Genomic DNA, 23,774 nt, shown 5'->3' with positions numbered 1-23,774 from the left:
CCTCCTCTGACTCCCGGCGGGTTCGTGGTCAAGGTTGCCAACAAAGCCGGCTATACGGAGGAATTCGATTTCGCCGAGCTGCCGGTGGCCGAGCCCATGCAGCGCTCGCTGGCTGCCGCGTTCGCGGCCCGGTCCCGCGGCTGGAACAGCCACCAATCGGCACGAGGTTACTGGAAGAGGTTGAAGTCGTTCTGCATCTTTCTCTCCGGGCTGGAGAGCCCGCCGCAGGATCTGGACGGTCTGACCGCGGCCATGCTCAAGCGATGGCGAGCCTTGCACATCGGCACCACCGCCGGCAGAGGGACGCTGGCGATGGTGCGTTGGTTGTTGATGCACGATCCTCGGCTGGCCGCCGGGCCGGTGGCGGAAGAACTGGCCAGGCGCGTCCCCAGGGGGAAACGCAGCAAGCAGTCCTACGAGGATGCCGAGCGAGAACGGGTGGTGTTGAGCGCGCAGCGGCAGTTTCGCTCGGCGCTTCTGCGGATCCGTGAGAACACCCGCCTGCTCGAGCAATGGCGGGCGGGCGACTTGGCCGACGGCAGCCGGGAGGAGAAGATCGGCCGAATCCTCGATCGGATCGCAGACACAGGTGATGTCCCACGCACTCTCATGCCGAGCGGGGGATCCATCGTGACGAATCACAGGCTTCTGGGTGGGAACAACACGAAGGCAACGTGGGGCCGGCTGTTCCTGGACCGCATGGAGCTCACCGCACTGGCTGTGCTGCTGACAGACAGGTTTGCCTGGAACCTGTCCGTCTACGACTGGATGCCGGCCCCGACCCGAGCGCCGTCAGCCGGGGAGACCACTTCGGTGACCTACCAGCTCCAGGTGGAGAAACGGAGAGCGGGCGGAGGCTGGTGGTTCTCCACGGAGAACATCACGGATTCGGGCGCCGACTCCCAGGGGCGGCTGATCTCCCAGGCACTCGAAGCCACCGCACACGGCCGCGTCTTGGCCTCCCGTCTGCAACCGGGGACCGATCTTCTGATGGTGTCCCGCAAGCACCATCGGAGACGGGACCACCGGAATCTGGACCGTCCCCGACCGGTCGGGCCCCTCAGCTTCGGCGTCTCCGACGGCGACGCACAGTGGTGGGCGCACGGCCACCGACTGGGAGGGTCACCCTTCCAGCGGTCTCGGCGGACCACGGTAACGCGCGAGGGACGCCCCATGCAGCACACTCGGGGAACTCACGAGAGCGTTTACATGCTGCCTGACCAGCGTGTTCAGCGTGCTTCACAGGGAGTTTTCGAGGATGGCGCCCATGAGGCCCTGGCGCAGGCCCGTGCCGTCGTTCTCGCCGCGAAGATCACAGACGGACCCGATCCAAGCCATCAAGAAACCGCCATCGTGGACTGCGCGGATGAGACGACCAGCCCCTGGCCCGACCCAGAAGGCGGCTGCGGGGCGGACTTCCTGCTCTGTCTGGCCTGCACCAACGCCCACGTCCACCCCGGCCACCACCCCCGGCTTGCGCACCTGCACGAGCAACTGCAGGGCCTGCGGTCCGCCCTGGACGACCGCACCTTCGGCGCACGCTGGAGTGATCACCTGCTGCGGCTGGAGGACCTTCGCGGCAAAGTCGGCCCGGCCGCCTGGCAGGCAGCCCTGACCCGCGTCAAGGACACCGACCGCGCCACCGTTCAGCTCCTGCTGAAGGGAGAGCTTGCTCCGTGACCAACCCTGCTCCCGAACACGATCCGTATGAGCTGCCCATGCCCGGCCCCGACACCCCCGTAGTGCCACGAGCGATCAGTGCTGGCAGCCCCCACACAAACTCCCGCTTCGCGGATCTCACCTGGTCCATGGCCCCACTCATCGACAGCCCCGGCACACGCATGAGCCAGATTCACTGGAGGAACTGCCCGGATCCCCTGCGAGGTGAGATGAAACTGGCAGCCTGGACGATGATCAACGGTCGACTCCGGCCTACCTACTTGCAAACCCGAGGGGCCCGCGCCCGCACCCGGACTTCCGCTCCGGTCATGCAGGAGACATGTCGAACGTGGATGCGGTTCGCCCGGTGGCTGGACAAGCACGGCATCACGAGCCTTGCGGCCTGCACCGAGGACACATGGCGGGTCTACGCCACCGAGTGCTGGGGCGAAGGTGTGTCTCGGCGACAAGCGGGGAGGCTTTGTTCCCATCTGACGGCGCTGTGGCAGTTCGACCAGCTCAGTGCATGCCCGAGGGGTGTTGCCACACCTCCGTGGGAGACCGAGGGCGTAGATGGCTTCCTGCCGGCTGTCGACGACATCGGCCGAGGGGAGAATACGACGGAGCCGTTGGACCCGCGAGTACTGGGCCCGCTGCTGGTCTGGGCGGTCCGTTTCGTCGACGATTTCGCTGACGACATCCTTGCCGGCTGGGCCGAGCACAGGCGCCTGTGCGCACTGGCAATCGCCAACCGCGCCACACCGGCTGGACAGGCAGTACTCGAGGCTCGTGTGCTGCCGCTCGTACGCGGCGGAACCCGGCTGCCCACCACTGAGCGTATGGGCACGAAGCAGTTGGCCCGCACTTTCCTCGCCGCGGTCACCGGCGCCAGCCTCGGACAGGTCGACCGGCTCAATCAGGCCCATGGGCTGTCGGCTCTGGCCACCGAACGTCCTGGTCCGTGTCCCCTCCCCACACCGGTGACCGGCAGAATCGCGGACAGGCCCTGGCGCGAGCACCTGGACTTCAACGAGGCCGCCGATCTGACCAGGCACCTGGGCACAGCCGCCATGATCATCTGTCTCTACCTGACGGGCATGCGTCCGCAAGAAGTCCAGGGCTTGCGGTCCGGCTGCTGCCCAGACCCTGAACCGGTCGCCGATGGGACCCCGGGGCGCCACCTGATCCGCGGCCATCACTACAAGAACGTGACCGACGAGGACGGCAACCATCTCTCGGCCGGTGAAGAGCGCGAGGTCCCCTGGGTTGCCATCACCCCAGTCGTCCACGCCATCCGTGTCCTGGAGCGGATGGTTCCTGACGGAGGGCTTCTCCTCAGCGCCGCCCACCACGACTTCGCCAGCCGACGCAACTACCACGGGGCGGTGAAGAACAGCGCCTTGAACAAGCGGATCGAGGACTTCATCACGTGGGCCAACCACGAAGCCCACGTCCATGGGTTGGCCGAGCAGGTCATCCCCGAGGACCCGCATGGCGCGATCGGCCTGGCCCGGTTCAGGAGGACTCTGGCCTGGCACGTCGCCCGCCGCCCAGGCGGGTTGATCGCTCTCGCGATCCAGTACGGGCACATGCGGACCGTTCTCGATGCCCGGGTCTCGGCCGGCTACGGGTCGCGGAGCCGAGGCGGAATCCACTCCGTCCTCGACGTCGAGACCGCGTTGGCGGCCGCGGACACCGCTGCCCGACTTCGCGACCAGATCGCGGGTGGGGCGAAGGTCTCGGGCCCGGCAGCGAGACGGGCCCTGACCGCGGCCGCCCACACCCCACGCTTCGAGGGCCGAATCGTCCCCAGCACGTTCGCGAAGAAGGCCGCAGCAATCCTGGCCCGGGACGGCGTCGTGCTCTTCGACAACCCAGACGCGTTCTTGATCTGCGCGTTCAAACGGGACAACGCCCTTTGCGAGCCGGACCCCGGAGCGAGGACTCCGAGGCAGTACGACTGCCGGCCCGGCTGCGGCAACACGGTCCGCACCGACACCCACGCCCGCCAGCTGCGGGAGCGGGCCGACGACATCGACGAACTGGCCGCCCATTCTCCCGACCCGGTCGGCAGGCGCCTTCACGCGAACGCCGACAAACTACGCGAGATGGCCGCCGCCCACGACGCCGCCGAGGCTGTGACATGAACCACCAGCATCAAGACGAACGCACCCGCATCCGTCAGGCTATCGACCGGCTGTTGGCCGGGCAGGCCACTGTCTCCAACGGGAGTCTCACCGTGGTTGCGCTCGCCGCCGAGTCCGGTGTTCACCGTATGGCCCTGCACAAGCGGCACGTGGACTTGAAGAACGAGTTCTACGAGCGTATCCGAAAGGAAACACAACAGGTCCCGGAGACTGAGGAGCGGCTACGGGCGACCGTGGCCAAGCTCAGGACGACCATCACGAACCAGCGGGCCGAGATCGAAGAGCTCCGCCATCTGGTAACCAGCTTGACCCTCGCCAGCGCCGTCCTCACCCAGGCGCACGATGCGTCGGCAGAACCCGTCTTGGCCCCTGACAATGTCATCCCGCTCCGCCCGCTCACCAGCTGAACCCGCCGCGCATGCGGGGCCGTTGCGGATCTAACGAAGGCTGAGCACGGAGATCCGTACGTGCTGGTGAACGACCAAGTCGAACCGCATTCCGCCGCGGCCGAAAAGCACGGCGGCGGTCAGCGGCTCTCGCCGGGGCTGCGGACCACCGCCACTGGGCAGTGTGCATGATGGAGCAACGCCTGGCTCACCGATCCCAGCAGCAGTCCGGTAAAACCTCCGCGTCCGCGCGCGCCGACCACCAGCAGCTGGGCCGTGCGGCTCGCCTCGATCAGCGCCTCCCGCGTCCCGCCTTGCACAACCTCGAGCTTCACGCTCACACTCGGGTACCTTTCCTGACGGCCGGCGAGCACCTCGGACAGCAGACGTTCCTGCCTCGCCTTCAGGGCTTGCGGCTCGTTCGCGTACGGCATCGCCTCGTCCTGCGGCGGTGGCATCGGCGTGTTCCAGGTGGTCCAGGCGTGCAAGGCAACGATGTCGGCCCCGCGTAGTGCCGCCTCGGCGAAAGCGAAGTCAACCGCTCCGGCAGCGGCCGAGGAGCCGTCGACGCCCACGATGATCGGCCCTGTGCGCTCACCTTGCTCCCGAACGACGAGGACTGGGCACCGGCCATGAGCTGCCAGATGCACGGCCGTCGATCCCACCATCAGCCCAACGAACCCTCCCATACCGCGCGACCCGACAACCACGAGTTCCGCGGCACGCGATTGCGCCTCCAGGACCGTCAGCGGTTCACCCGTCACGACCGTGCGGGAGACATCGACCTCCGGTGCCACCGTCCTGGCACGCTCCTCCGCCTCGATCAGCAGACGTTCCACCATGTTGCGCAAGCCGCCCTCAGGCGGACCCAGTGACGACGGGCCCAGGGGCACGTGCATGGCGGGCCAGATGAACGCATGCACCAGCCGCAAACCTGCGTCGCGCCACCGCGCCTCCCGCGCCGCCGCCTCTACTGCTGCCAAGCCAGAGGCCGAACCGTCCACGCCCACCACAACCAGACCGCTCATCACGCCTCCACGACTTCCCGCTGCCAATGGATCAAGAGGCCATCGCACACGTGCGCAGGCGGCCCTACTTCGAGCACATGCCCCACGCGCCGGTGATGCCGTCCGGTAGCTGGGACGGGGAACCCGGCCGGCGCTATCAAAGGGACTCACCGGCGGGCGAGTACCCGCCAGCCCACGGCGTTGCACCCAATGACTTCAACTCCCACGGCTCCCGGCGCGGCAACCATTGGCAACCACGAGGTGATGATCCGCGGCACCTTCGCCAACATCCGCCTGCGCAACCTGCGGGCCCCCGGAACCGAGGGCGGCTACACCCGGCACCTCCCCGCCAGCGCGCCGGCCACGATCTACCAGGCCGCGTGCGGTACGCCGCCGAGGGCGTCCCCTGGCAAGGAATTCGGCTCCGGATCGTCACGCGACTGGGCCGCCAACGTCGCCGCGTGGCTGCCGACGGGCCCCGCCTCACTCGGCCTGGGTGCCGGAGTCCCTCACGTCGACGGTCGGACGCACGATGACGACCGGACACGTGGCGTACAGCGCACACTGCTGACTCACCGAACCCAGCAGCGCACGGCGGAATCCGCCCAGGCCCCGGCTGCCCACCACGAGCGCCTCGGCCCCCTCGGCCTCGCTGAGCAGGACTTCAACGGGATTGCCGTGCATCAGACGCTGTCGGACCTTGGCCGCGCCGGACTCGCCCAGGACCTCGTTCAGCTGGTTGACGAGGCCTTGCTCGGCAATGGACTTGTCGAATCCGGGGTCCACGGCGGGCGCGGACCATCCGTGGGCCCCCGGCAGCTCCCAGGCAGCCACTGCCACCACATCACCGCCGATCAGCTCGGCATGCCGGACCGCCCACCGAAGCGCGGCATGCGACGAAGGCGAACCATCGACGCCCACCACGACGCGCAAGGCCGAATCCTGCTTCTCCATGGCATATATCCCTTCCGTTCTCACGTGGGTCCACACTGTGCGACCCGGGGGCGATCCGCCATACAAGCGCCGCCGACAGGTACAGCCCGCCTCGACGCCGATCCGGCGCGTGGGTGGGAGTCGGTTCCGGTCCGGCCACGCTGCGCCCGTACTGCATCAGTGCTCGGTCGCAGAAACAATGAAGGCATGGCCTATTCGACGAGCGCGGGACTGCCCCGTTCCTGGCATGCCTCGCCGGCCCGTGAGGTCGCCGCCGGGCTCGATGTCGATCCTTCCTCGGGGCTGTCGTCGGCTGAGGCGGCCCGGCGGCTTGCGGAGTATGGGCCGAACCAGCTCGCGGCGGCACCACGAGAGCCCGGGTGGCGGGCGTTCCTACGGCAGTTTCAGGACTTGCTGATCGTCATCCTTCTGATCGCAGCGGCGGTCAGCCTGGTGGTGTCCCGGGAGTGGCAGACGCCGGTGGCGATTGTCGTCGTGGTGCTGCTCAACGCGACGATCGGGTTCGTGCAGGAGTCTCGCGCCGAGGCGGCGCTGGATGCTCTGCGGCAGATGACCGTGACCACCGCCACCGTGCGTCGTGACGGCCGACTGGTGCGATTGGACGCCGCGGAACTGGTGCCCGGAGATGTGGTCGTCCTGGCGGCCGGTGACCGGGTGCCCGCGGACGGCCGGTTGTTTTCGGCGAGCTCCCTGGAAGTGCAGGAATCCGTCCTGACGGGTGAGGCTCTGGCCGTGGCGAAATCGGCGGATGCCGTCGTCGGGGCCGATGTGCCGCTAGCAGACCGGGTGACCGCGGTGTACATGAACACGGCGGTCACCCGAGGCCGCGGGGAGGTGCTGGTGGTCACCGACACCGGTATGGCCGGCGAGACCGGCCGCATCGCCGACATGCTCCACAAGGCCCAGCCGGGGCCGACACCGCTGCAGCGGCAGATCGACACCCTGAGCCGCACCCTGGCCTGGGTCTCCGGGGTGGTCATCCTCGCCGTCTTCGTCCTGGGTCTCGTGCGCGGGCAGGATTTCGGCGACCTGTTCGTCAGCGCCGTGTCCTTGGCGGTCGCGGCCATCCCCGAAGGACTACCGGCCGTCGTGGCGTTCACGCTGGCCATGGGCACGGGCCGGATGGCCAAGCGAGGCGCGATCGTCAAGCGGCTGGCATCGGTGGAGACCCTCGGCAGTACCTCGCAGATCTGCACCGACAAGACCGGCACGCTGACCTTGAATCAGATGACCGCACGCGAGCTGCTGCTGGCCGGGCGCCGGTTCACGGTCTCGGGGCAGGGCTACTCCTTCGACGGCCGCATCCGCACCACCGACGGCTCTCCCGTGCCGGCCACCATGGACGACGCGTTGACCGCGATGGCCCTGTGCTCCGATGCCGTGATCCGGGACGGGCAGGTGGTGGGGGACCCGACTGAGGGTGCGCTGGTGGTGCTGGCCGAGAAGGCCGGCATCGATGTGGCCCGGCTGCGCCAGGAGCGGCCCAGGCGACTGGAGATCCCTTTCGACTCCGCTTACGAGTTCAAGTCGAGGTTCTGAGCTGCTCTGACCTGCTGTTTCACCACTCTTCTAGATTGAATGGGAGAGCAGTGGGAGATGTCGCTTTCCAGTGCTCTCTCCCTCGCCGGCCACGAAGCGCACCACCTGGTTTGCAGCGAATTTGCGATCCGCTGCCCAATAGCCAGGGGGAACGTGCGAGTAGAGACCTTCCACGCCGGCGACCTCGTAGAGCAGGTAGTAGGGGGTGCCCTCCGGCCAGCCCCGGGCACGGTAGCCGTCCGCCCAGGCATGGATCTGCTGCTCGAATCCGGTCACGTTGCCCACCGCGCGGCCATCGCCTCCAGGCGTAGTTCCTCATGCCGAGCGCATGGCAGACCGGCCCGCCCGGCATGTCCGGCAGAGGGATCCGGCCGGGGAGGTGGGCAGGACACTCCGCCCGGTGATCCCACGCAGCATCTCGTTGACCTCTCCCGCCCCGTGCCGCCACCAGCAGACCCAGCAGCCGAACGCCGACCCTCTCGTCCTTCAGCAGCCGGTGCAGCTCACGGCGGGCCAGGGCGCTGATGCCCCAGGCATCTGGGTACGGGCAAGCGGGCGGATGATCTTCGGGCTGCGCAAGGGGCGGTCGGGGGCAACGTCGTCCGGAACCGGCGGGCGGGCCGGGAATCACGATAGCTGTGCCGGGCCGCCGCCGAGGCGTGCCGCAGCCGGGGCAGGACCATGGTGCTGGTGGTGGACGGTCTGGACGCGGATCAGGCAGCAGCGGCCGGTGAGCGTAGTTGCGCATCTGCGTCGATGGGCGGCGCGGCAGCAGCGCCGCGGTTGGACGCGGCGAGTTCGGACACGTAAAGCTGTGGCAACAGGGCCCCCTGGAACTGCCCGGATGGGGTCGCACCTACGAGCTGACCAAGAGGCCCTGCCCCCGAACCGCTCCGTGCCGCCTTCGCGGGCGCCGAGCAGGCCTTCCTGAGCTGCGCCAACGACCCGCGGCGGGTCGAGAACGCGGCAAACGCGATCGAGGCCGCAGCCGCGGCTGGTGTCCGGCAGATCGTCCTGCTGTCCACGGTCGGCGCCGAGGCCGGCGCAGCCAAAACGTTCTCCGATCAGCACGGCCGCATCGAGCACCGCCTGCGCTCGGCGGGGATCCCGTTCGTGATTTTCCGGTCCAGCTTCCTGACGTCGAACCTCCTCGGTTCACTGCCGACGATCGGGCAGGCCGGGCGGATCTTCTTGCCCGCCGCCAACGCCCGCGTCGCCATGATCGACCCACGTGACGTGGCCGCCTGCGCTGTCGCGATGCTCTCCGGGCAGAGCGGGGACGGAGAAACCCATCTGATCACCGGCCCCGAGGCCATCACCTTCACCGAGGTCGCCCACCGGCTTTCCACCGCCCTCGGACGGACGGTGGAGTATGTCGCCGTACCCGACGAGGCAGCCCTGGCCGGCATGCTCGACGCGGGCCTGCCGTCCTGGCTTGCCGAGGGGGTGGTGGGCACCTTCCAACTGCTCCGGGAAGGCGTCAACGCCGGCACCACCGACTCAGTGCGCCAGTTGACCGGCCACGGCCCACGCCCCGTCGCCGACTTCGCCCATGACCTCATGGCAGCGCTCCTGACCTCCTAATGACGTTGTCAAGCCGCAGATGCAGCGGAGAGGCCACGTTCGTAGCACCGTCCGTCACGGATCAGGGCCCACAAGACGTTGACCCGTCGTCGGGCCAGGGCGAGGACGGCCTGGGTGTGCCGTTTGCCTTCGGCGCGTTTGCGTTCGTAGAAGCGGCGGGAGGCATCGCAATTGCGGATGCTGATCAGCGCCGAGGTGTAGAAGACGCGCTGCAGGCCGCGGTGGTATCGCCGCGGCCGGTGGAGGTTGCCACTGACGTTGCCCGAGTCCCGAGGGACTGGGGCAACGCCGGCGAGGCTGGCCAGCCGGTCGGCTGTCCCGTAGCGGGTCATGTCGCCGGCGGTGGCCGCGAGGAACTCGGCGCCCATCAGCGGGCCGATGCCAGGCATGCTCTCGATCACTTCGGCGAGCTCGTGCTCGCGAAACCGGGCCGCAATGAGCTTGTCGATCTCGGTGATCTGCTCGTTGAGGCCCATCACCTCCTTGGCCAGGGTGTGGATCACCTGCGCGGTGATCTTTTCCCCGGGGACGGCGGTGTGCTGGCGCTCGGCGGCTTCCATGACGGCCGTAGCGAGGGCCTCGGGGCTGCGGACCTTCCTGTTTCGCAGCCAGGTCTCCAGCCGCTTGAGGCCGGTGCGGCGCAGAGCGGCTGGGGTCTGGTAGCCGGTCAGCAGGACGAGCGGGCCGATGTTGCCAAGGTCCAGGACCCGTTCCAGGGCGGGGAAGATGCTGGTCAGTTGGCCGCGCAGGCGGTTGATCCGGCGGGTGCGGTCGGAGTTGATGTCGGCCCGGCGGTTCGTGAGGACGCGCAGTTCGATGGCATGTTCGTCGTCCGGTCTGAGGACGGTCAGGTTGCGGCGCATCCGGGCCTGGTCGGCGATGACGGTGGCGTCCTTCGCGTCGGTCTTGCCGGTGCCGCGGTAGCCGGCGGATGCCCGGTTGACTGCGAGGCCGGGTATGTAGACGAGCTGCTGTTCGTGGTTGAGCAGGATGCTGATCCACAGGGCGGCCATGCCGTCCGCGACGTCGACGGCCCAGACCACGTCGCCTTCGATGGCGAGCACGTCGGCGAGCAGGGCCATCAGTTCCAGCTCGTCGTTCAGCACCCGCCTCGACAACAATCGTCTGCCCTCGGCGTCCAGTACCACGCAGTGGTGATGGACCTTGCCGATGTCGGTCCCCGCCCAGATCCGGGCCACGTGTTCCTCCGGTCGTCCGCCGTGTGCTGTTTTCCCGGACGACCTCGCCAGCGTGGTCCTACTCAGCGATCCACCGCAGGGTGTTCGCAACTCCTAATCAGCGGCTGGGTCGTCGGTGAGACGCCGGGCGGCCAGGTCAGGTGAACCATCGCGTGCAACCCGCTGAAAGCCATACCCGGCGTCTCTGGGCCTCTGGACCTTACGACGGCCCGTTCAACCCGCCAACAACGTAGGACCCGCTGATGCCGCAGCAGGTGGCGGAACCCCCCCCACAGCTGCGGCGCCACGCTGAGCACCCCTGAACCACGTCGAGCTCGCCGAGGAAGGGCCCGACACCGACACGTTCGGCACCGGTGCACCCCCGCCCGTTGCGTGCGGATGCCGAGGCCCGCGGTTTCTCCCTGCACACCCGGGCGCGGTTCGGGTTCGCGTCCGCGGTCGGCTCCTCCGATGCCCCCGTCGGCGGCGCCCATCACGTGCTTCCTGCCTGGCCTCGCGGGCGCGGGGCCAGGCAGGAAACTTCGTGCTGCTGAGCAGGACCTGCCAGGAGCCTGCACCGGGTACTACGTTCAGGCAGTGCGCCTCATGACGATCTCCGGGCCTCCGGGCGTCGAGAACGTGAGCCCCGTCACCGTCGGCGGTGTCGCACCCAGGAGCCCGGACTCACACTGAGTGTCCCGGGTGGTGACCTCCATGAACTCGGGTGGGCCCATCGCGCGGAAGACGGGCACCGTCAGCACCAGATTCCCGACCGAATCGGTCGACTGGATCTTCGCTGAGCCCATCGCCTCGTGGGTACCCGAGGTGCCCGACGCCTCCAGCTGCATGGCGTACACCCCCCGCTTGGGGAATGTCAGCGTGTAGGTGATCTGGCTGGGACCGTTACCGATGAGCGCTGTCCCAGTGAACGTACCCGTGTAATCGTCGAACGCCCGGCCACACGCATTGGCGGCGAGCGCACTGCTTGCCTGAGATACCCCCGGCATGATGCCGCACATCAGCGCCGCTCCGGCGGCGACGGCGAAACTCCTGCCCAGCACACGAGCAGACTGCATGAAGGCTCCATTCCTGTGGCACTCCGGCCGAAGCCGCGGAGGAGCACACCGTGTGCCGCCTCTGAGCTTGATACTGGATCAGCTTCCCGGGCACTCGCCACTCAACAAAGCCGAACGGGCTCGACACACCTGTACGACGCGACCATTCAGGGGAGAACGCTCGGCAAGACGAGCGATCGGGGACCACCACGCGCTATCCGTGACATCCATCCGGCGGACGATGCTCAAGAAGCGCCGCCACACGCACCGTGACGTGAGCTTGACCCATTCCTCTTCCTATACTCCGAGGTCACGATGTCGACTGCACTCCAGCCGCCGCCTCCCACCCAGCCACCCTCGCCGCGCCCAGCTCCGCCCGCCCTGCTCACCTACCTCATCGCCGCCATGCTCGTTGCCTCATCGCTCGTCCTCTACAGCGCGCCCCCAAGCCATGCGACGCCGGGTCAGCACCGGCCGGCGACCTGGAACATGCAGGGCTCCTCGTCCTCAAGCGACAGCAAGTGGACCAACACCGTCCAGCGCCTATCCGTAGGCGGGGAGAACTACCTACCGCACCCCGTCCTCGCCCTCCAGGAAGCCGGTCCCCTCAACAGCGTCCCCGGAACACGCGTTGACGGGGGCACGATCACGGTCAACGGACGACAGGCGACCTACAGCTACGAAGTACGCGAGTGGCGCATCGGCAGCGCACGCCGCGGCCAAACCGTCTATGTCACCCACATGACCACTGATCCCACCGGCAACCGCAACAACGTTGCCTTCGTCACCCATGAACGGCCGACTAACTTCAGAGCAGTAGCGGCACGTCAAGCCAACGGCACCCATTGGGGCATGCGGCCCGCCCTCGGCGTCCAGCTCCCCGACGGCAGCTGGTTCTACAGCTTCCACGCCAGCTCAAACGGCGACAACAACAGCAACGACGCCCGAAACATGATGGTCGAACTCAACTCCTACGGCGGATCATGGGCCGTTCTCGGTGACTTCAACCGCCGACCCGAAAACCTGGTTCTCCCAGCCGGCACACAGGCCTACACCAGCGGCCAGGGCACCCAGCAAGGCGGCGGCGAGCTCGACTACATGGTCTCCAACGACAGACAGACCATGACTGGATGGACCGGGCGCCGCCTCGCCGGCGCCGGATCCGACCACTACGTCATCGAATTCGGCCTCCGCGCCAACGCAGAGAATCAAGTAATCAACGAGGAAACTGACAAATGTATTGATGCCGACCTTAGCCGTTACGTTTCCTATGTCCTCCCATGCAATGGCTCCTTCGCACAGAACATCCAGTACACAGATCGCCAGCTTAAGACAAAAGCCGTCGAAGACTGGTGCATTCGACATCCTGACGATTTTTTCGAAGACACCAGGTGGGATTTCTGCTCAGCCGGCGACCCTAAGCAAATCTGGGGATACGACGGTTACCCGATGGCATTGCGCAGTAGCTACAATCCGGTTAGATGCCTCCGCGAATGGCAAAGTAGACTTGTTTCCGCTTATTGTGAGGACATCCCCAGCGAGGGATGGGTAACCACCTCGACGGCGCCGTATTTCTGGGGTTCCATCTCACGCATCGGCCCCTCCGCCGGCACGGAGGACGTCCTGACGGGCGGGGGCTCCAACCCTCCGCCGCCGCCCGGCTCGGGCGCCTGCCCCATGCCACCGAATCCCACCCTCGACCCCTGCCAGCACATCACCAAGCGGAGCATCGCCGACGTTCCCGTCCTCGACCAGACCACGGCCGAAAGTCCCCTCCAGGTCCACGGCCAAAACAGCTACGCGCCAACGAACCTCGCAGTCGGCGTCGACCTCAAACACACGCATCGGGGCAACCTCGTACTGAGCCTTGTCACCCCGAACAATTCGGTCTACCCGCTTGAAGACATCGCGGACAGCGACAGCAACGACCACGTCTTCAAGACATACACCGTGAATGCTTCAACCCAAATCGCAAACGGCACATGGAAACTGCGGGTGCAAGACATCGCTTCCGGCAACGTCGGCACCATCGACGCCTGGAACCTCACCTTCCCGAACGGCACCGCCAACACATCAACCACCCCGCCCATCCTCGACCACCACGAGAACTTCAGCCACGCCCTCACAAGCAGCAACAGCGGCTCCGCACCGACCAACATCGGAGTGAACGTCTACCTCACGCACCCACGACGCGGTGACCTCGTCATCAAGCTCTACGGACCCAGCGGGCGCTCCTATACCCTTGAGGACTTCGCCGACAGCGACACGACCGCCAACGTGTACAAGAACTACACCGTCGACGCCTCCTCCGAGACCGGCAGCGGCCTGTGGAGACTCAGCGTCACCGACATCACGACCGGGAACACCGGCACGATCGACGCATGGGTCCTTTCATTTCCGCGCCCATCCCCGTTCTAGACATAACCAAGCAGGTGTCGTGAACCGTTCCGGGTTTCGTAGAGACTTCAGATTGTGGTTGTGACCGGGGTTTCATGATTACTTCGTAGTGTTTGGCTTCGTATTCAACGGGTGGGATGTGACCTTTCTCGCCGTGGAGTCGCCGGTGGTTGTACCAGTCGATCCATTCGGCGGTGGCGAGCTCGATGTCGGAGAGCGTCTTCCAGGGGCGTCGGGGCTTGATCAGCTCGGTCTTGAACAGGCCGATCATGCTCTCCATCAGGGCATTGAACCTTTTCCAACCTGATGGGTGGGCTGGGCAGTTGGGCTGACAGGCGGGTGAAGCCCCTGGTAGATGGGTTTTCGACCAAGAGAACCGTCTCCATCAGGGGCTTCATGTGCTTGTCTACCCGTCCGGCATCGACGTGTCCACCTCGACCCTGCGCCTGCTGTCCGAGCAGCTGCGCGCTCGGCGCCACGAGCGCGGGGCCCGATGGCGGCGCCTGCCCGCTGGACGCCAGGCGCTGCTCGCCCTCGCCCATCTGCGGTGCGGGCACACCTACGCCCAGCTCGCGGCCGGGTTCGGTGTGGGCACCACCACCGCCTACCGGTACGTGGTCGAGGCCGTCGAGCTGCTGGCCGCGCTCGCCCCCACCCTGGCCGAGGCGGTCCGCGCCGCGGCGAGGAAGGCGTACGTCATCCTCGACGGCACCTTGCTGGCGATCGACGGGATCGCCGCCGACCGGCCCTTCTACAGCGGCAAGCACAAGAAGCACGGCATGAACGTCCAAGTCCTCACCGACCCGTTCGGCCGCCTGCTGTGGGCCTCGGCCGCGTTGACCGGCGCAATCCACGACATCAAGGCCGCCCGCACCCACGGGATCATCGACGCCCTGACCAAGGCCGACCTGGCCTGCTGGGCCGACAAGGGCTACCAGGGCGCCGGCGGCACCGTACGGGTGCCCTTCCGCGGCAAGCACCGCATCCTCTCCACCGGACAGCAAGCCGTCAACATCGCCCATGCCCGCATCCGCGCCCTCGGCGAGCAGGCCATGGCCACCCTCAAGACCTGGCGCCTCCTGCGGAAACTCCGCTGCAGCACGACCCGCATCACCGGCATCGTCCAGGCCATCCTCGCGCTTCACCTTGCGCCAACCTGACCGCGATGCCGGGCTGTTGAGGGTCAAGGACTGTACGCAACGACGAAGCTCCTGGTAGACGGGTTCTCGACCAAGATCACGCGTGTCTGCCAGGAGCTTCGCGTGCTTGTCTACCCGTCCTCGATCGATCTGTCCAGCAGCACCCTGCGGCATCTGACGCGACAGCTCACCGCGAGGCGGCGGGAGCTCGGTACACGGTGGCGGCGACTGCCCGCCGGCCGCCAGGCCCTGCTCGCCCTAGCTCATCTGCGGTGCGGTGACACCTATGCCCAGCTCGCCGCGGGGTTCGGGATCGGTATCGCGACCGTCTACCGGTACATACGTGAGGCGATCGAAGTCCTGTGCGTCCTCGCACCGTCCCTGGACGAGGCGATGGAGACGGCCCGGACGAAGGCGTACGTGATCCTGGACGGCACCCTGCTGCCGATCGACCGGATAGCCGTCGGCACGCCGTACTACTCGGGGAAGCATAAACGGCACGGCATGAATGTGCAGGTCCTCACCGATCCGTTCGGCCGACTCCTCTGGGCCTCGGCCGCTCTGCCAGGCTCCACCCATGACCTGACGGCTGCCCGAAGCCACGGGATCGTCGACGCGCTCGCCGCCGCGGGTCTGAAATGCTGGGCGGACAAGGCCTACAAAGGCGCTGGTCGGCACATCCGAGTCCCCTTCCGGGGCCGCCGGCTGAAGCGATGGAAGCGACGTCACAACAGCAGCCACGCCAAGATCCGGTGCGTCGGCGAGCAGGCCATGGCCGTCCTGAAGGGCTGGCGCCTCCTGCGGAAGCTCCGCTGCAGCACCAACCGGATCACCGACATCGTCAAGGCCGTACTCGTCCTTTACCACGCCGCAACATGAGGTTGGAAAAGGCTCACTCCTGGCCCCGCATGGGTCAACCACTGCTGGCTGGGCCTTCGGGATGGCGATGGGAGCCCTCGACTGGCTGACCGCGTACACGAGCACGTGCGGCGCTTTCCACGCCGACAACGCCGTACTGATCCTGTCCGGGCCGCCGCCGGAGGGCTGAGGCTCCCGCTGTCGTCGGGCGGGCGTTCGCGGCGTGAGGGCGTCACGCCGGCCGTGCTGGGTGCCGGTTCGGCCTGGTCGCAGGGTGTGCGTCCCCGACGTGGGTCTCGCCCTGCACTGCGAGCGTCATGACGACGTCGGCCTCGCGCTCGCCGTCGACATCCTGCGCGAGCGTCTGGTTGCCAAGGCCCCGGCGCGAGCACGGCTTGGCCTACGACGTGACCCTCGACCGGTGCGCCGTCGGTGGCGGACACACCGTGCGACATGGTTCAAGAAGCTGTCCGAAGGTCTGCAGTCCTGGTAGCGGTGGTCGGTGGCTTGTGCGGCAGGCGGACCTGCCTGCGTCTCTGCAGGTTGGCGTGGTCAGCGCTCTCGACTCCTACCGGAATGATAGGTAGCTGGTATCATTGAGTCATGCTGTATAAGACTCCCGTGCTCGACGCCGCAGACCTCAAGGTTCTGCACGAGGTGGACGGCCTGCGCGAGCGCCTGCGTGACGCGGTGCAGCAGGCGCCGATGAAGTGGACTCAGGATCTGCGTAAGGCGCTGACCGCGAGCGCGATCGCGGCGTCGAACACGATCGAGGGCTACCAGGTTGACGCGAAGGACGTCGCCGACCTGATGGACGGGGAGCGTGAGGTCGACGCCAGCGAGGAGAACAAGGCAGAGACCCTCGCCTACCAGCAGGCGATGACCTACATCCAGTCCCTCCACGACGTCACCGACTTCCGCTACAGCAAGGAACTCCTCAACGCGTTGCACTGGATGCTCCAGGGCCACCACCACCCGCTGCGCACCGCCGGGCACTGGCGCAAGACCTCGATCCGGATCACCGCGCCCGGTGACGAGCTCGCCACCGACTACGACGGACCCGACCAGGAGCTCGTGCCCGGCCTGACGGCCGAGCTGGTGGACTGGCTCAATGACGGCGACACCGAAGCTCACGTCCTGATCCGGGCGGCGATGGCACACTTGAACCTGGTGAAGATCCATCCGTGGTCCGACGGGAACGGCCGTATGTCCCGTTCCCTGCAGACCCTGCTGATTGCCCGCGGCGGCGTTCTCGCACCGGAGTTCTCCTCGATTGAGGAGTGGCTCGGGATGCCCGGCAACACCTGGGAGTACTACAAGGTGCTCCGGGAGGTCGGCGGGCCGGTGTACTCGCCCGAACGCGACACGCTGCCCTGGATCAAGTTCAACCTGCGCGCCTACCACGAGCAGGCTCAGCGGGTGCAGCATCGGGTCGACCGCTCGAACCAGGTCTGGATCGAGCTGATGGAGCACGCCGACGCCAACGGGATCAGCGAGCGGCAAGTGACTGCCCTCCACGAGGTCGCGATGGTGGGCCGGGTACGCCGCTCGCGCTACGAGCGGCAGGAAGCGATCAACACCCAGCAGGCAACCCGGGACCTGCAGGCCCTCACGAAGGCCGACGTGCTCACCGCGATCGGGCAGACGAAGGGACGCCACTACGTGGCCGGCCCCCGCTTCCCGCAGAACGTCATGGCGACCTCCCGCCGACCGCACCGCATCATCAACCCCTACGCCACCGCATAGCACCAAGGCAGCTGGACTCGGGCTGATCGAACTGCGGCGATGACGTCCACAAGGCGGCCCTGACCACCGTGGTCACCTTCGACATCGGCCAGCAGCGGCCCGCCCGGATCAGCGACGACCAACGCGACTGCTTGAACCCGCTCCTGGGTGCGTGACTCCCCTGACGGATGATCCGCACCCATACGGTGTGTTCCACGCCAGGGAGCGGGGCACGGTTCGCGAGCACGGCGATCGACCGGAGTTGGCGGTCGCCCCTCTGGATGAATACTGGGGCAAGACGGTCCGGCTACAGCAGCCCACCGAGAGGCAGGACCCGCGCGGCAAGCTGTCCGCGCAGCCTGCCGCCGGCTGTATCGGCGTCGGTGAGCCAGTCGGCGGCGACCAGCAGCGCGGCGTGTTCGGCGACTTCCCCGGGTGTCAGGGCGCAGAACGCGGCAGCCTCATCCAGGAGGAGACCATCGTCTTCAGGGTGTCCGAGGTGGCCGTCGGGGCGGGTGCGGGCGGCGGTATACAGGGCCAGAAGCCACGTGGCGGCACCCAGCTTCTTCTTGCGCAACTTCCGGTCACCGACGATCTTCTGCGCCCAGCCGGAGATCTTCGCCCGGGTGGTCTTGCCGAAGGAGAGCAGGCGGGGCTGCTCCGGCAGCAGACTGGGGACGGTGAACGTGGTGAAGTCTTTGGGTCGGGAGGTCAGGGTCTCGGCGACGCTCCCCGGAAGGCACAGCCAGCCAGCTGCGACCAGCCTGTCCAGGGTGCCCCTGCGAGCGCCGCTGCCATCACGAGCGTTCCCACGCCCCAGACAACCGGTCGCCCGACGCCGCGCCGAAGCCAGGGGAAGACGACACGGCCGGTCACGATCGTCGACACGCCGATGGTCCCGAACCCGAGCGCCACCGCGATCGTGGCCCCCTGCACAACGGTGAGCACATGTACCTCCTTGAATCAGCATGACTGCGGGCGCGGGGAAAACGCGTCCATGGGGGAGACTGTCCCGCAGGCGGCCAGGTCACCGATCACGGCGACTGGCGGCGATCTTGGAGGCCAGGTAAGCGGCGGTGGCCGGCCATAGGACGATCAGCAGGGCGAGGGTGACCGCGCTGGAGACGGGGTCGTGTTCGGTGTCCCGGCGCCAGCCCGGGTGACGTGCCAGGAGGCGGGGCAGGCGGTGGGCGAAGCCGACCGCGCCGCCGAGGTAGACGGCCAGGGCGGCGAGCAGCAGCACGGTCTCCCGGCTGGTGATCGCCGCCCAGGTGTCCTCACTCACGCGCGGCCGGCCGGATCCTGCGCCTGGTCCTTGAGGTCCTCCGGGGATCCCGGCTGGGACGGCACAGCGGCCAGGGTGACCGTTCCCGGCGGGTTGCGGCGGCTGCTCACCCATGCGGCCACGGGTTCGGTGTAGCGGGCGGTGAGCGGTCCGATCACCACGAGGATCAGGACGTACGCGGTCGCGAGCGGTCCCATCGCGGGCTCGATGCCGGCCGTGACGGCCAACCCGGCGATGACGATGGAGAACTCGCCGCGGGCCACCAGCGTGCCACCGGCGCGCCAGCGCCCCTTGACCCCGATACCGGCGCGCTTTGCGGCCCAGTACCCAGTGGCGATCTTCGTACCCGCCGTGACCACGGCGAGCGCGAGCGCGGGCAGCAGGACGGGCGGGATGCTCGCGGGGTCGGTGTGCAGGCCGAAGAAGACGAAGAACACCGCTGCGAACAGGTCGCGCAGCGGGCTGAGCAGGGTGTGGGTGCCTTCGGCGACCTCGCCGGAGAGGGCGATGCCGACGAGGAACGCGCCGACGGCTGCGGAGACCTGGAGCTGCTGGGCGATGCCCGCCACCAGCAGGGTCAGGCCGAGGACGACGAGGAGGAGCTTCTCAGGGTCGTCACTGGAGACGAAGCGGGAGATGTGGCGCCCGAAGCGCACGGCGATGAACAGGACCGCTCCTGCGACGCCGAGGGCGATGGCCAGGGTCGCGCTGCCGGCGGCGAGACTCACGCCGGCGAGGAGGGCGGTGATGATCGGCAGGTAGACCGCCATCGCGAGGTCTTCGAGGACCAGGATGGACAGGATCACCGGGGTCTCGCGGTTGCCGACACGGCCCAGGTCTCCCATGACCTTGGCGATCACCCCGGAGGAGGAGATCCAGGTGACGCCGGCCAGGACCACGGCGGCGACCGGGCCCCAGCCCATCAAGAGTGCTGCCACGGCGCCGGGTACGGCGTTGAGGCCGAAGTCGACCAGTCCGGCCGGGGACTGGGTCTATCTGCAAGCCCTAAGGGCTTGCAGATCATTAACACGTTGTTTTGATCTTGTTGTCCTCGCTGGTCTGTGTCTGGACCCGGGCCTGAAGGGCGGCGAGGGCCGTGGGTGGGGTTGTCGCCGGTGGGATGGTGATGCCGTGTGTCTCGAGCAGTCGCCGGTTCTTCAGGAGGGTGCGGTGCATCGCGGTGCGGCTGGTGGCGAACAGCACGGCGAGGGGTTCCGCGGCCAGGGCGGCCCGTAGGTGGAGCACGGTGGCCAGGATCTGGTCGGGGAAGGTCAGCCGGGGCGGGCGGCCGCGCCGGATATCCCCGTCTGGGGCCAGGGCCTCGGTGAGGTCGTTCAGTTGCCGGCGGGTCATCCCGGTCAGTGCGGGTTCGGAAAGCAGGGCCTGGTTCCACTGCGGATCCGGCGTCTGCGGGGCCCGGGCCGCCGGGATTACGGGTGATGGCTGGGGGTGCAGTGCATAGTTCCAGTCGCCGTGGAAGGCGTGCCGGGTCAGCGGCAGGGCGGCCATCTCCGCGTCTTTGATGCGGACTCCGGTCGGGTAGGTGTTGGTGTCGAGTTCGGCCGTCACGCGCAGTCCGGTGCGGGTGGTGGTCGCCGCGATGGAATGCACGATGACTTCGTGGCTGGTCAGCGGGAGGCCACTCCAGTTCATGGTGATGTGCGAGAACAGCCGGTGGTGAAGTAGGCCCGAAGCGCGGTCTCGTCTTCCGAGCGAGCCGTTTCTTCGGGCCTCTTCCCGCACCCGGCGTGCCACTCTCATGGCACCGGGCGCTCCACAAGTCCCGTCTGACTGCCCCTGTTGATCTTCATCCGGTGGTCAGCCAAGGGGAAGGGATGACCGTTCCCCGGTATCGGTAGCGCGTCGTGCGTACCTTGCCGGGATCGAACAGTGTCCGTTCCTCCCCTGCTGGCCACCATCCCCCGCCGCAGTAAAGGCGGCGAAGATCCTTCCTGTTGATCCGGAGGTGTTTGCGACGCAGCCACTTCATGACCTGGCCCCACGTGTACGAGCTCAGGTACTGGAAGGTCGCGCTGGACACCCCGGGGCGGAAGTACATGCACCAGCCGAACAGCATCCGGTTGATCTGGATGAGCAGTTCGTCCAGTGGCAGGCCGGTGGCCGTTCTGCGGCGTACCGCCTTGACCTTGCCCATCGCGGCCGTCAGGGCCTTGCGCGAGGGGTAGGTGTAGACGTAGCTGCGACTGGATCCGCGCTGGCGGTGGCGCTGGATGCGCCACCCGAGGAAGTCCAGTCCCTCGTCGATGTGGGTGATCAGGGTCTTCTCCGCAGACAGGCGCAAGCCCATCGTGGACAACACCTCCGCGATCTCCTCGCACAGAGACTCGGCGTCGTCCTTGGTGCCCTTGATCATTAGGCACCAGTCGTCCGCGTACCGGGTAAGCCGGTAGTTGGGGAGACCTTGACGAAGCCGCTTGGTCCGCGCCCAAGGCGTGGACCTCGGGCCTCCCGGAGACTGGGCGATGTGCTCGTCCAGGACCGAGAGCGCCACGTTGCTCATCAACGGCGAGAGAATCGAACCCTGTGGGGTACCGGCGGTGGTCTCTCGAAGTACCCGGTCCTCACCGAGGATGCCCGACTTCAAGAACGCCTTCACCAAGATCAGGACACGTTTGTCTCCGACGCGCTTCCGCACCCGGTCCATCAGAGCGGAGTGTGAAATCTCGTCGAAGCAGGCCTTGATGTCGCCCTCTACGATCCACTCATACGACTTGGACGTGAAGAACCTCACCTCGGCCACCGCGTCATGAGCCCGGCGGTTCGGACGGAACCCGTAGGAACACGGAAGGAAATCCGCCTCGAAAATCGGCTCCAGCACCAGCTTCAAGGATGCCTGCACCACCCGGTCCGCGATCGTGGCGATCCCCAGCCGGCGCAGCTTTCCGCCCGTCTTGGGGATCATCCGCTCCCGCACCGGCAGCGGACGGAATCTACGGTCCTTGATGCTCTCCCGCAGTTCGCCGAGGAACTCCTCGACGCCCGTCCGCTCCGCGATGGACGCCGTGGTGCGGCCATCCACCCCGGCGGTCTTCGCACCCTTGTTACCCCGCACCCGATCCCACGCGACCAGCAGGAACGCGGGATCGGCACAGAGGTTGAACAGGTCATCGAACCTGCGATGAGGATCATCACGGGCCCAACGGTGTAGCTTGGTCTGGATCTCCAGTACCCGTCGCTCCGCCACATACGTGACGGCCTCAAGTTCGTCGGAATTCACCGGCGAGAACCTCCTGGTCTTCCAGTACTTCGGCCACTGACTTGCTGGCCCCCTTCGCCATGTGCGCGCCATTAACGCGCTCGGACTACTACGAGGCCTCCGCCACGTACTGGAGCCGTCGGCCGACGACGGACCTTCCCACCGGCTGCCTGGATGGCAGCCGGGAAGGGCGGTTCCAGGACGCTTCCCACGTTCACCACTTTCCGGTCGACGAGCGAGCCGTCCAGCTCTACCCCGACAGCATCGCCACGCCTACGCCGCAGGCATTCAACGTGGCCTTCTCGCCAGCATCGAGAGACCGGCTTCGAAGTCGCCGCCCGACAGGCGGCGTGCGCTGCATCCGGCCCATATCCTCCAGATTGGAGCCGGTGGAACACTTACGGGACGTCAGGCACTGGTTCCTCACGTACGGCGTCTCGTCTTGCTTACCGGACCCGCGCCGTCTGGAAGTACCGACGCGCTCCGACGTTGTCAGGGCTGCTCTTACCTTGCCGTGCGTCTCCACGGATCGGCTGCCCTCAGCTTCACCGGACTGCTGCGACAGCCCGACGGCAGAGGTCTTTCACCTCTACCCGGTAACAGTGGCGCCTCGTGGCGCACCTCGATCTTGTTCCACTTCGATGTGCCCGGTGATAGGTGACACACGGTGATCGTCAGCCCGGTTTCAGCGGCGAGTCGGGCCAGCTCGAGCTTCCAGGCTCGGGTGCGGTAGCCGTTGGATCCGCCGGCGTCGGCGGTGATCAGCAGCCGTGTCGCCTGCGGGTAACTGGCCTGGTCCTGGCCGTGCCACCAGCGGCGGATCGATTCCACTGCGAACGCGGCGGTGTCGTGATCGGTGCCGACGTTGACCCAGCCGGTGTTTGCGGTCAGGTCGTAGATCCCGTAGGGGACGGCTTTGCCCAGCTGCGGGTCGGCGAAGTCGTGGACGCTGACCGGGACGGGCTCGCCGGCGGGACGCCCCTGGCGGCCGCTGTTCTTGAACTCGCCGACGAGTTCCTTCTTCTTGGTGTCCACGCTGATGACCGGCTGGCCGGCGTCCCGGTGGTTGCGGGCTTGCTCGTTGAGGTAGCGGAACTGGGCGTCCCGGTCCGGATGCTGGTTGCCCTCGAGCGTCTTCGCGTTGGCCTGCAGGCTGAAGCCTTCCTCCCGCAGCAGGTCGCCCACGGTATCGGCGCTGATCCGGTGCCCGGCCGGGGCCAGCTCCGCCGCGAGCGTACGGGTCGATTTCACAGTCCACCGCAGCGGCGACATCGGGTCGCCTCTCTCATCGGGCTCGACCAGCGCCAGCAGTGTCGGCCGCAGCCCCGGGTCCAGATCGGCGACCCGTTTGCGTCCTCCGCCGGGACGCCGGACCCGCCCCAACGGCTCCTCTCCGGATTCCAGCTCGAACACGCCATTGCGGACCGTCGTCTCACTGACCTGGGCCGCCCGAGCGACAGCGCGGATGCCACCGTGCCCCAGCAGCCGGGCCTCGATTCCCATCAGCAGCCGCCGCTGCCGCTCGTCCAGATGCGGGAACAACACCGCGAACTTCGCGGAGAGTTGGTCGCGGGTCTCGTCCGGGATGCGCATACAGACCAACGAGCCCCAGGTCGGGAAGCAACACCTTGATGATCTGCAATC

General features: G+C 67.3%; 17 protein-coding genes and 5 pseudogenes. 10 read left to right on the top strand and 12 right to left on the bottom strand.

The genetic code is table 11. The features are described 5' to 3' along the window. The first annotated feature begins 24 nt into the window (after positions 1-24). Genes Sspor_RS08055 through Sspor_RS08045 form a run of 3 tightly spaced genes read left to right on the top strand, consistent with a single transcriptional unit; the run spans position 25 to position 4,213 of the window. The gene (locus Sspor_RS08055; protein ID WP_237403741.1) at positions 25-1,680 is read left to right on the top strand and encodes a hypothetical protein; all 1,656 of its coding nucleotides are present in this window, start codon (positions 25-27) and stop codon (positions 1,678-1,680) included. Positions 1,681-1,718: 38 nt separating this feature from the next. Next, positions 1,719-3,806: an integrase gene (locus Sspor_RS40390; protein ID WP_237404273.1), complete on the top strand. Its 2,088-nt coding sequence runs from the start codon at positions 1,719-1,721 to the stop codon at positions 3,804-3,806. Continuing rightward, a complete protein-coding gene (locus Sspor_RS08045) occupies positions 3,803-4,213 on the top strand; it encodes a hypothetical protein (RefSeq protein WP_202198401.1) in 411 nt (136 codons plus the stop codon). The genes Sspor_RS40390 and Sspor_RS08045 overlap by 4 nt, the downstream gene beginning before the upstream one ends. Before the next feature lie 119 nt (positions 4,214-4,332). Here Sspor_RS08045 and Sspor_RS08040 read toward each other — a convergent pair whose 3' ends face one another. Then, a complete protein-coding gene (locus Sspor_RS08040; RefSeq protein WP_202198400.1) occupies positions 4,333-5,220 on the bottom strand; it encodes a universal stress protein in 888 nt (295 codons plus the stop codon). A gap of 189 nt (positions 5,221-5,409) precedes the next feature. On the opposite strand from Sspor_RS08040, the pseudogene Sspor_RS41035 reads away from it, so the two are divergent. After that, positions 5,410-5,592 (top strand): annotated as a pseudogene (locus Sspor_RS41035) (hypothetical protein); the annotation flags it as partial. 90 nt (positions 5,593-5,682) lie between these two features. On the opposite strand, the gene Sspor_RS08030 reads toward Sspor_RS41035, so the two are convergent. Beyond that, positions 5,683-6,153, bottom strand: a complete 471-nt coding sequence (locus tag Sspor_RS08030; protein WP_202203544.1) for a universal stress protein — start codon at positions 6,151-6,153, stop codon at positions 5,683-5,685. Between the two features lie 186 nt (positions 6,154-6,339). Here Sspor_RS08030 and Sspor_RS40380 point away from each other — a divergent pair, with 186 nt between their 5' ends. Beyond that, positions 6,340-7,692, top strand: coding sequence for a cation-translocating P-type ATPase (locus Sspor_RS40380; RefSeq protein ID WP_237404272.1), 1,353 nt, complete (start codon positions 6,340-6,342; stop codon positions 7,690-7,692). Between the two features lie 30 nt (positions 7,693-7,722). Here the strand turns inward: Sspor_RS40380 and Sspor_RS08015 are convergent, their stop codons facing one another. Further along, the gene (locus Sspor_RS08015; protein WP_202198399.1) at positions 7,723-7,968 is read right to left on the bottom strand and encodes a hypothetical protein; all 246 of its coding nucleotides are present in this window, start codon (positions 7,966-7,968) and stop codon (positions 7,723-7,725) included. A 618-nt stretch (positions 7,969-8,586) separates the two neighbouring features. Here Sspor_RS08015 and Sspor_RS08010 point away from each other — a divergent pair. Next, positions 8,587-9,276, top strand: a pseudogene (locus Sspor_RS08010) (NmrA family NAD(P)-binding protein); the annotation flags it as partial. Between the two features lie 8 nt (positions 9,277-9,284). On the opposite strand, the gene Sspor_RS08005 reads toward Sspor_RS08010, so the two are convergent. Next, positions 9,285-10,475 carry an IS110 family RNA-guided transposase gene (locus tag Sspor_RS08005; protein WP_202198398.1) on the bottom strand — a complete coding sequence of 397 codons (1,191 nt, stop codon included), beginning with the start codon at positions 10,473-10,475 and terminating at the stop codon, positions 9,285-9,287. A gap of 569 nt (positions 10,476-11,044) precedes the next feature. Further along, positions 11,045-11,530, bottom strand: coding sequence for a hypothetical protein (locus Sspor_RS08000; RefSeq protein WP_202198397.1), 486 nt, complete (start codon positions 11,528-11,530; stop codon positions 11,045-11,047). A 294-nt stretch (positions 11,531-11,824) separates the two neighbouring features. On the opposite strand from Sspor_RS08000, the gene Sspor_RS07995 reads away from it, so the two are divergent. Continuing rightward, positions 11,825-13,927, top strand: a complete 2,103-nt coding sequence (locus Sspor_RS07995; protein WP_202198396.1) for a proprotein convertase P-domain-containing protein — start codon at positions 11,825-11,827, stop codon at positions 13,925-13,927. Here Sspor_RS07995 and Sspor_RS41530 read toward each other — a convergent pair. Beyond that, positions 13,860-14,186, bottom strand: coding sequence for an integrase core domain-containing protein (locus tag Sspor_RS41530; protein ID WP_202198395.1), 327 nt, complete (start codon positions 14,184-14,186; stop codon positions 13,860-13,862). The two genes, Sspor_RS07995 and Sspor_RS41530, sit on opposite strands and share 68 nt — an antisense overlap. 118 nt (positions 14,187-14,304) lie before the next feature. Between Sspor_RS41530 and Sspor_RS07985 the strand changes: the two genes are divergently transcribed. From Sspor_RS07985 to Sspor_RS07975, 3 genes are all read left to right on the top strand, one after another. Further along, positions 14,305-15,066: a transposase family protein gene (locus tag Sspor_RS07985; RefSeq protein ID WP_202198394.1), complete on the top strand. Its 762-nt coding sequence runs from the start codon at positions 14,305-14,307 to the stop codon at positions 15,064-15,066. Between the two features lie 102 nt (positions 15,067-15,168). Continuing rightward, the gene (locus Sspor_RS07980; RefSeq protein ID WP_202198393.1) at positions 15,169-15,924 is read left to right on the top strand and encodes a transposase family protein; all 756 of its coding nucleotides are present in this window, start codon (positions 15,169-15,171) and stop codon (positions 15,922-15,924) included. A 582-nt stretch (positions 15,925-16,506) separates the two neighbouring features. Next, a complete protein-coding gene (locus tag Sspor_RS07975) occupies positions 16,507-17,649 on the top strand; it encodes a Fic family protein (RefSeq protein ID WP_202198392.1) in 1,143 nt (380 codons plus the stop codon). A gap of 286 nt (positions 17,650-17,935) precedes the next feature. Here the strand turns inward: Sspor_RS07975 and Sspor_RS07970 are convergent, their stop codons facing one another. From Sspor_RS07970 to Sspor_RS07945, 6 genes and pseudogenes are all read right to left on the bottom strand, one after another. Further along, the gene (locus tag Sspor_RS07970; protein ID WP_202198391.1) at positions 17,936-18,205 is read right to left on the bottom strand and encodes a hypothetical protein; all 270 of its coding nucleotides are present in this window, start codon (positions 18,203-18,205) and stop codon (positions 17,936-17,938) included. A 450-nt stretch (positions 18,206-18,655) separates the two neighbouring features. Further along, positions 18,656-18,913, bottom strand: a complete 258-nt coding sequence (locus Sspor_RS07965; RefSeq protein ID WP_202198390.1) for a hypothetical protein — start codon at positions 18,911-18,913, stop codon at positions 18,656-18,658. After that, positions 18,910-19,905 (bottom strand): annotated as a pseudogene (locus Sspor_RS07960) (cation:proton antiporter); the annotation flags it as partial. The gene Sspor_RS07965 and the pseudogene Sspor_RS07960, both read right to left, overlap by 4 nt. A 31-nt stretch (positions 19,906-19,936) precedes the next feature. Next, positions 19,937-20,596: pseudogene (locus tag Sspor_RS07955) on the bottom strand (ISAzo13-like element transposase-related protein); the annotation flags it as partial. Positions 20,597-20,720: 124 nt separating this feature from the next. Next, positions 20,721-22,151, bottom strand: coding sequence for a group II intron reverse transcriptase/maturase (gene ltrA / locus Sspor_RS07950; protein ID WP_202198389.1), 1,431 nt, complete (start codon positions 22,149-22,151; stop codon positions 20,721-20,723). A 546-nt stretch (positions 22,152-22,697) separates the two neighbouring features. After that, a pseudogene (locus Sspor_RS07945) lies at positions 22,698-23,723 on the bottom strand (ISAzo13 family transposase); the annotation flags it as partial. Between the last annotated feature and the right edge of the window lie 51 nt (positions 23,724-23,774).

Origin of the sequence: Streptomyces spororaveus, from assembly GCF_016755875.1 — a bacterium.
GTDB classification, from domain to species: domain Bacteria; phylum Actinomycetota; class Actinomycetes; order Streptomycetales; family Streptomycetaceae; genus Streptomyces; species Streptomyces spororaveus.
This window is presented reverse-complemented; position numbering and strand designations above follow the sequence as displayed.

What these genes read in the sequence shown, in the direction of transcription:
- Sspor_RS07975 (WP_202198392.1), top strand. Translation starts at nt 16,507, where the DNA reads ATGCTGTATAAGACTCCCGTGCTCGACGCCGCAGACCTCAAGGTTCTG.
- Sspor_RS40380 (WP_237404272.1), top strand. Translation starts at nt 6,340, where the DNA reads ATGGCCTATTCGACGAGCGCGGGACTGCCCCGTTCCTGGCATGCCTCG.
- Sspor_RS08030 (WP_202203544.1), bottom strand. Translation starts at nt 6,153, where the DNA reads ATGGAGAAGCAGGATTCGGCCTTGCGCGTCGTGGTGGGCGTCGATGGT.
- Sspor_RS41530 (WP_202198395.1), bottom strand. Translation starts at nt 14,186, where the DNA reads ATGGAGAGCATGATCGGCCTGTTCAAGACCGAGCTGATCAAGCCCCGA.
- Sspor_RS08040 (WP_202198400.1), bottom strand. Translation starts at nt 5,220, where the DNA reads ATGAGCGGTCTGGTTGTGGTGGGCGTGGACGGTTCGGCCTCTGGCTTG.
- Sspor_RS08045 (WP_202198401.1), top strand. Translation starts at nt 3,803, where the DNA reads ATGAACCACCAGCATCAAGACGAACGCACCCGCATCCGTCAGGCTATC.
- Sspor_RS08000 (WP_202198397.1), bottom strand. Translation starts at nt 11,530, where the DNA reads ATGCAGTCTGCTCGTGTGCTGGGCAGGAGTTTCGCCGTCGCCGCCGGA.
- Sspor_RS40390 (WP_237404273.1), top strand. Translation starts at nt 1,719, where the DNA reads ATGCCCGGCCCCGACACCCCCGTAGTGCCACGAGCGATCAGTGCTGGC.
- Sspor_RS07995 (WP_202198396.1), top strand. Translation starts at nt 11,825, where the DNA reads ATGTCGACTGCACTCCAGCCGCCGCCTCCCACCCAGCCACCCTCGCCG.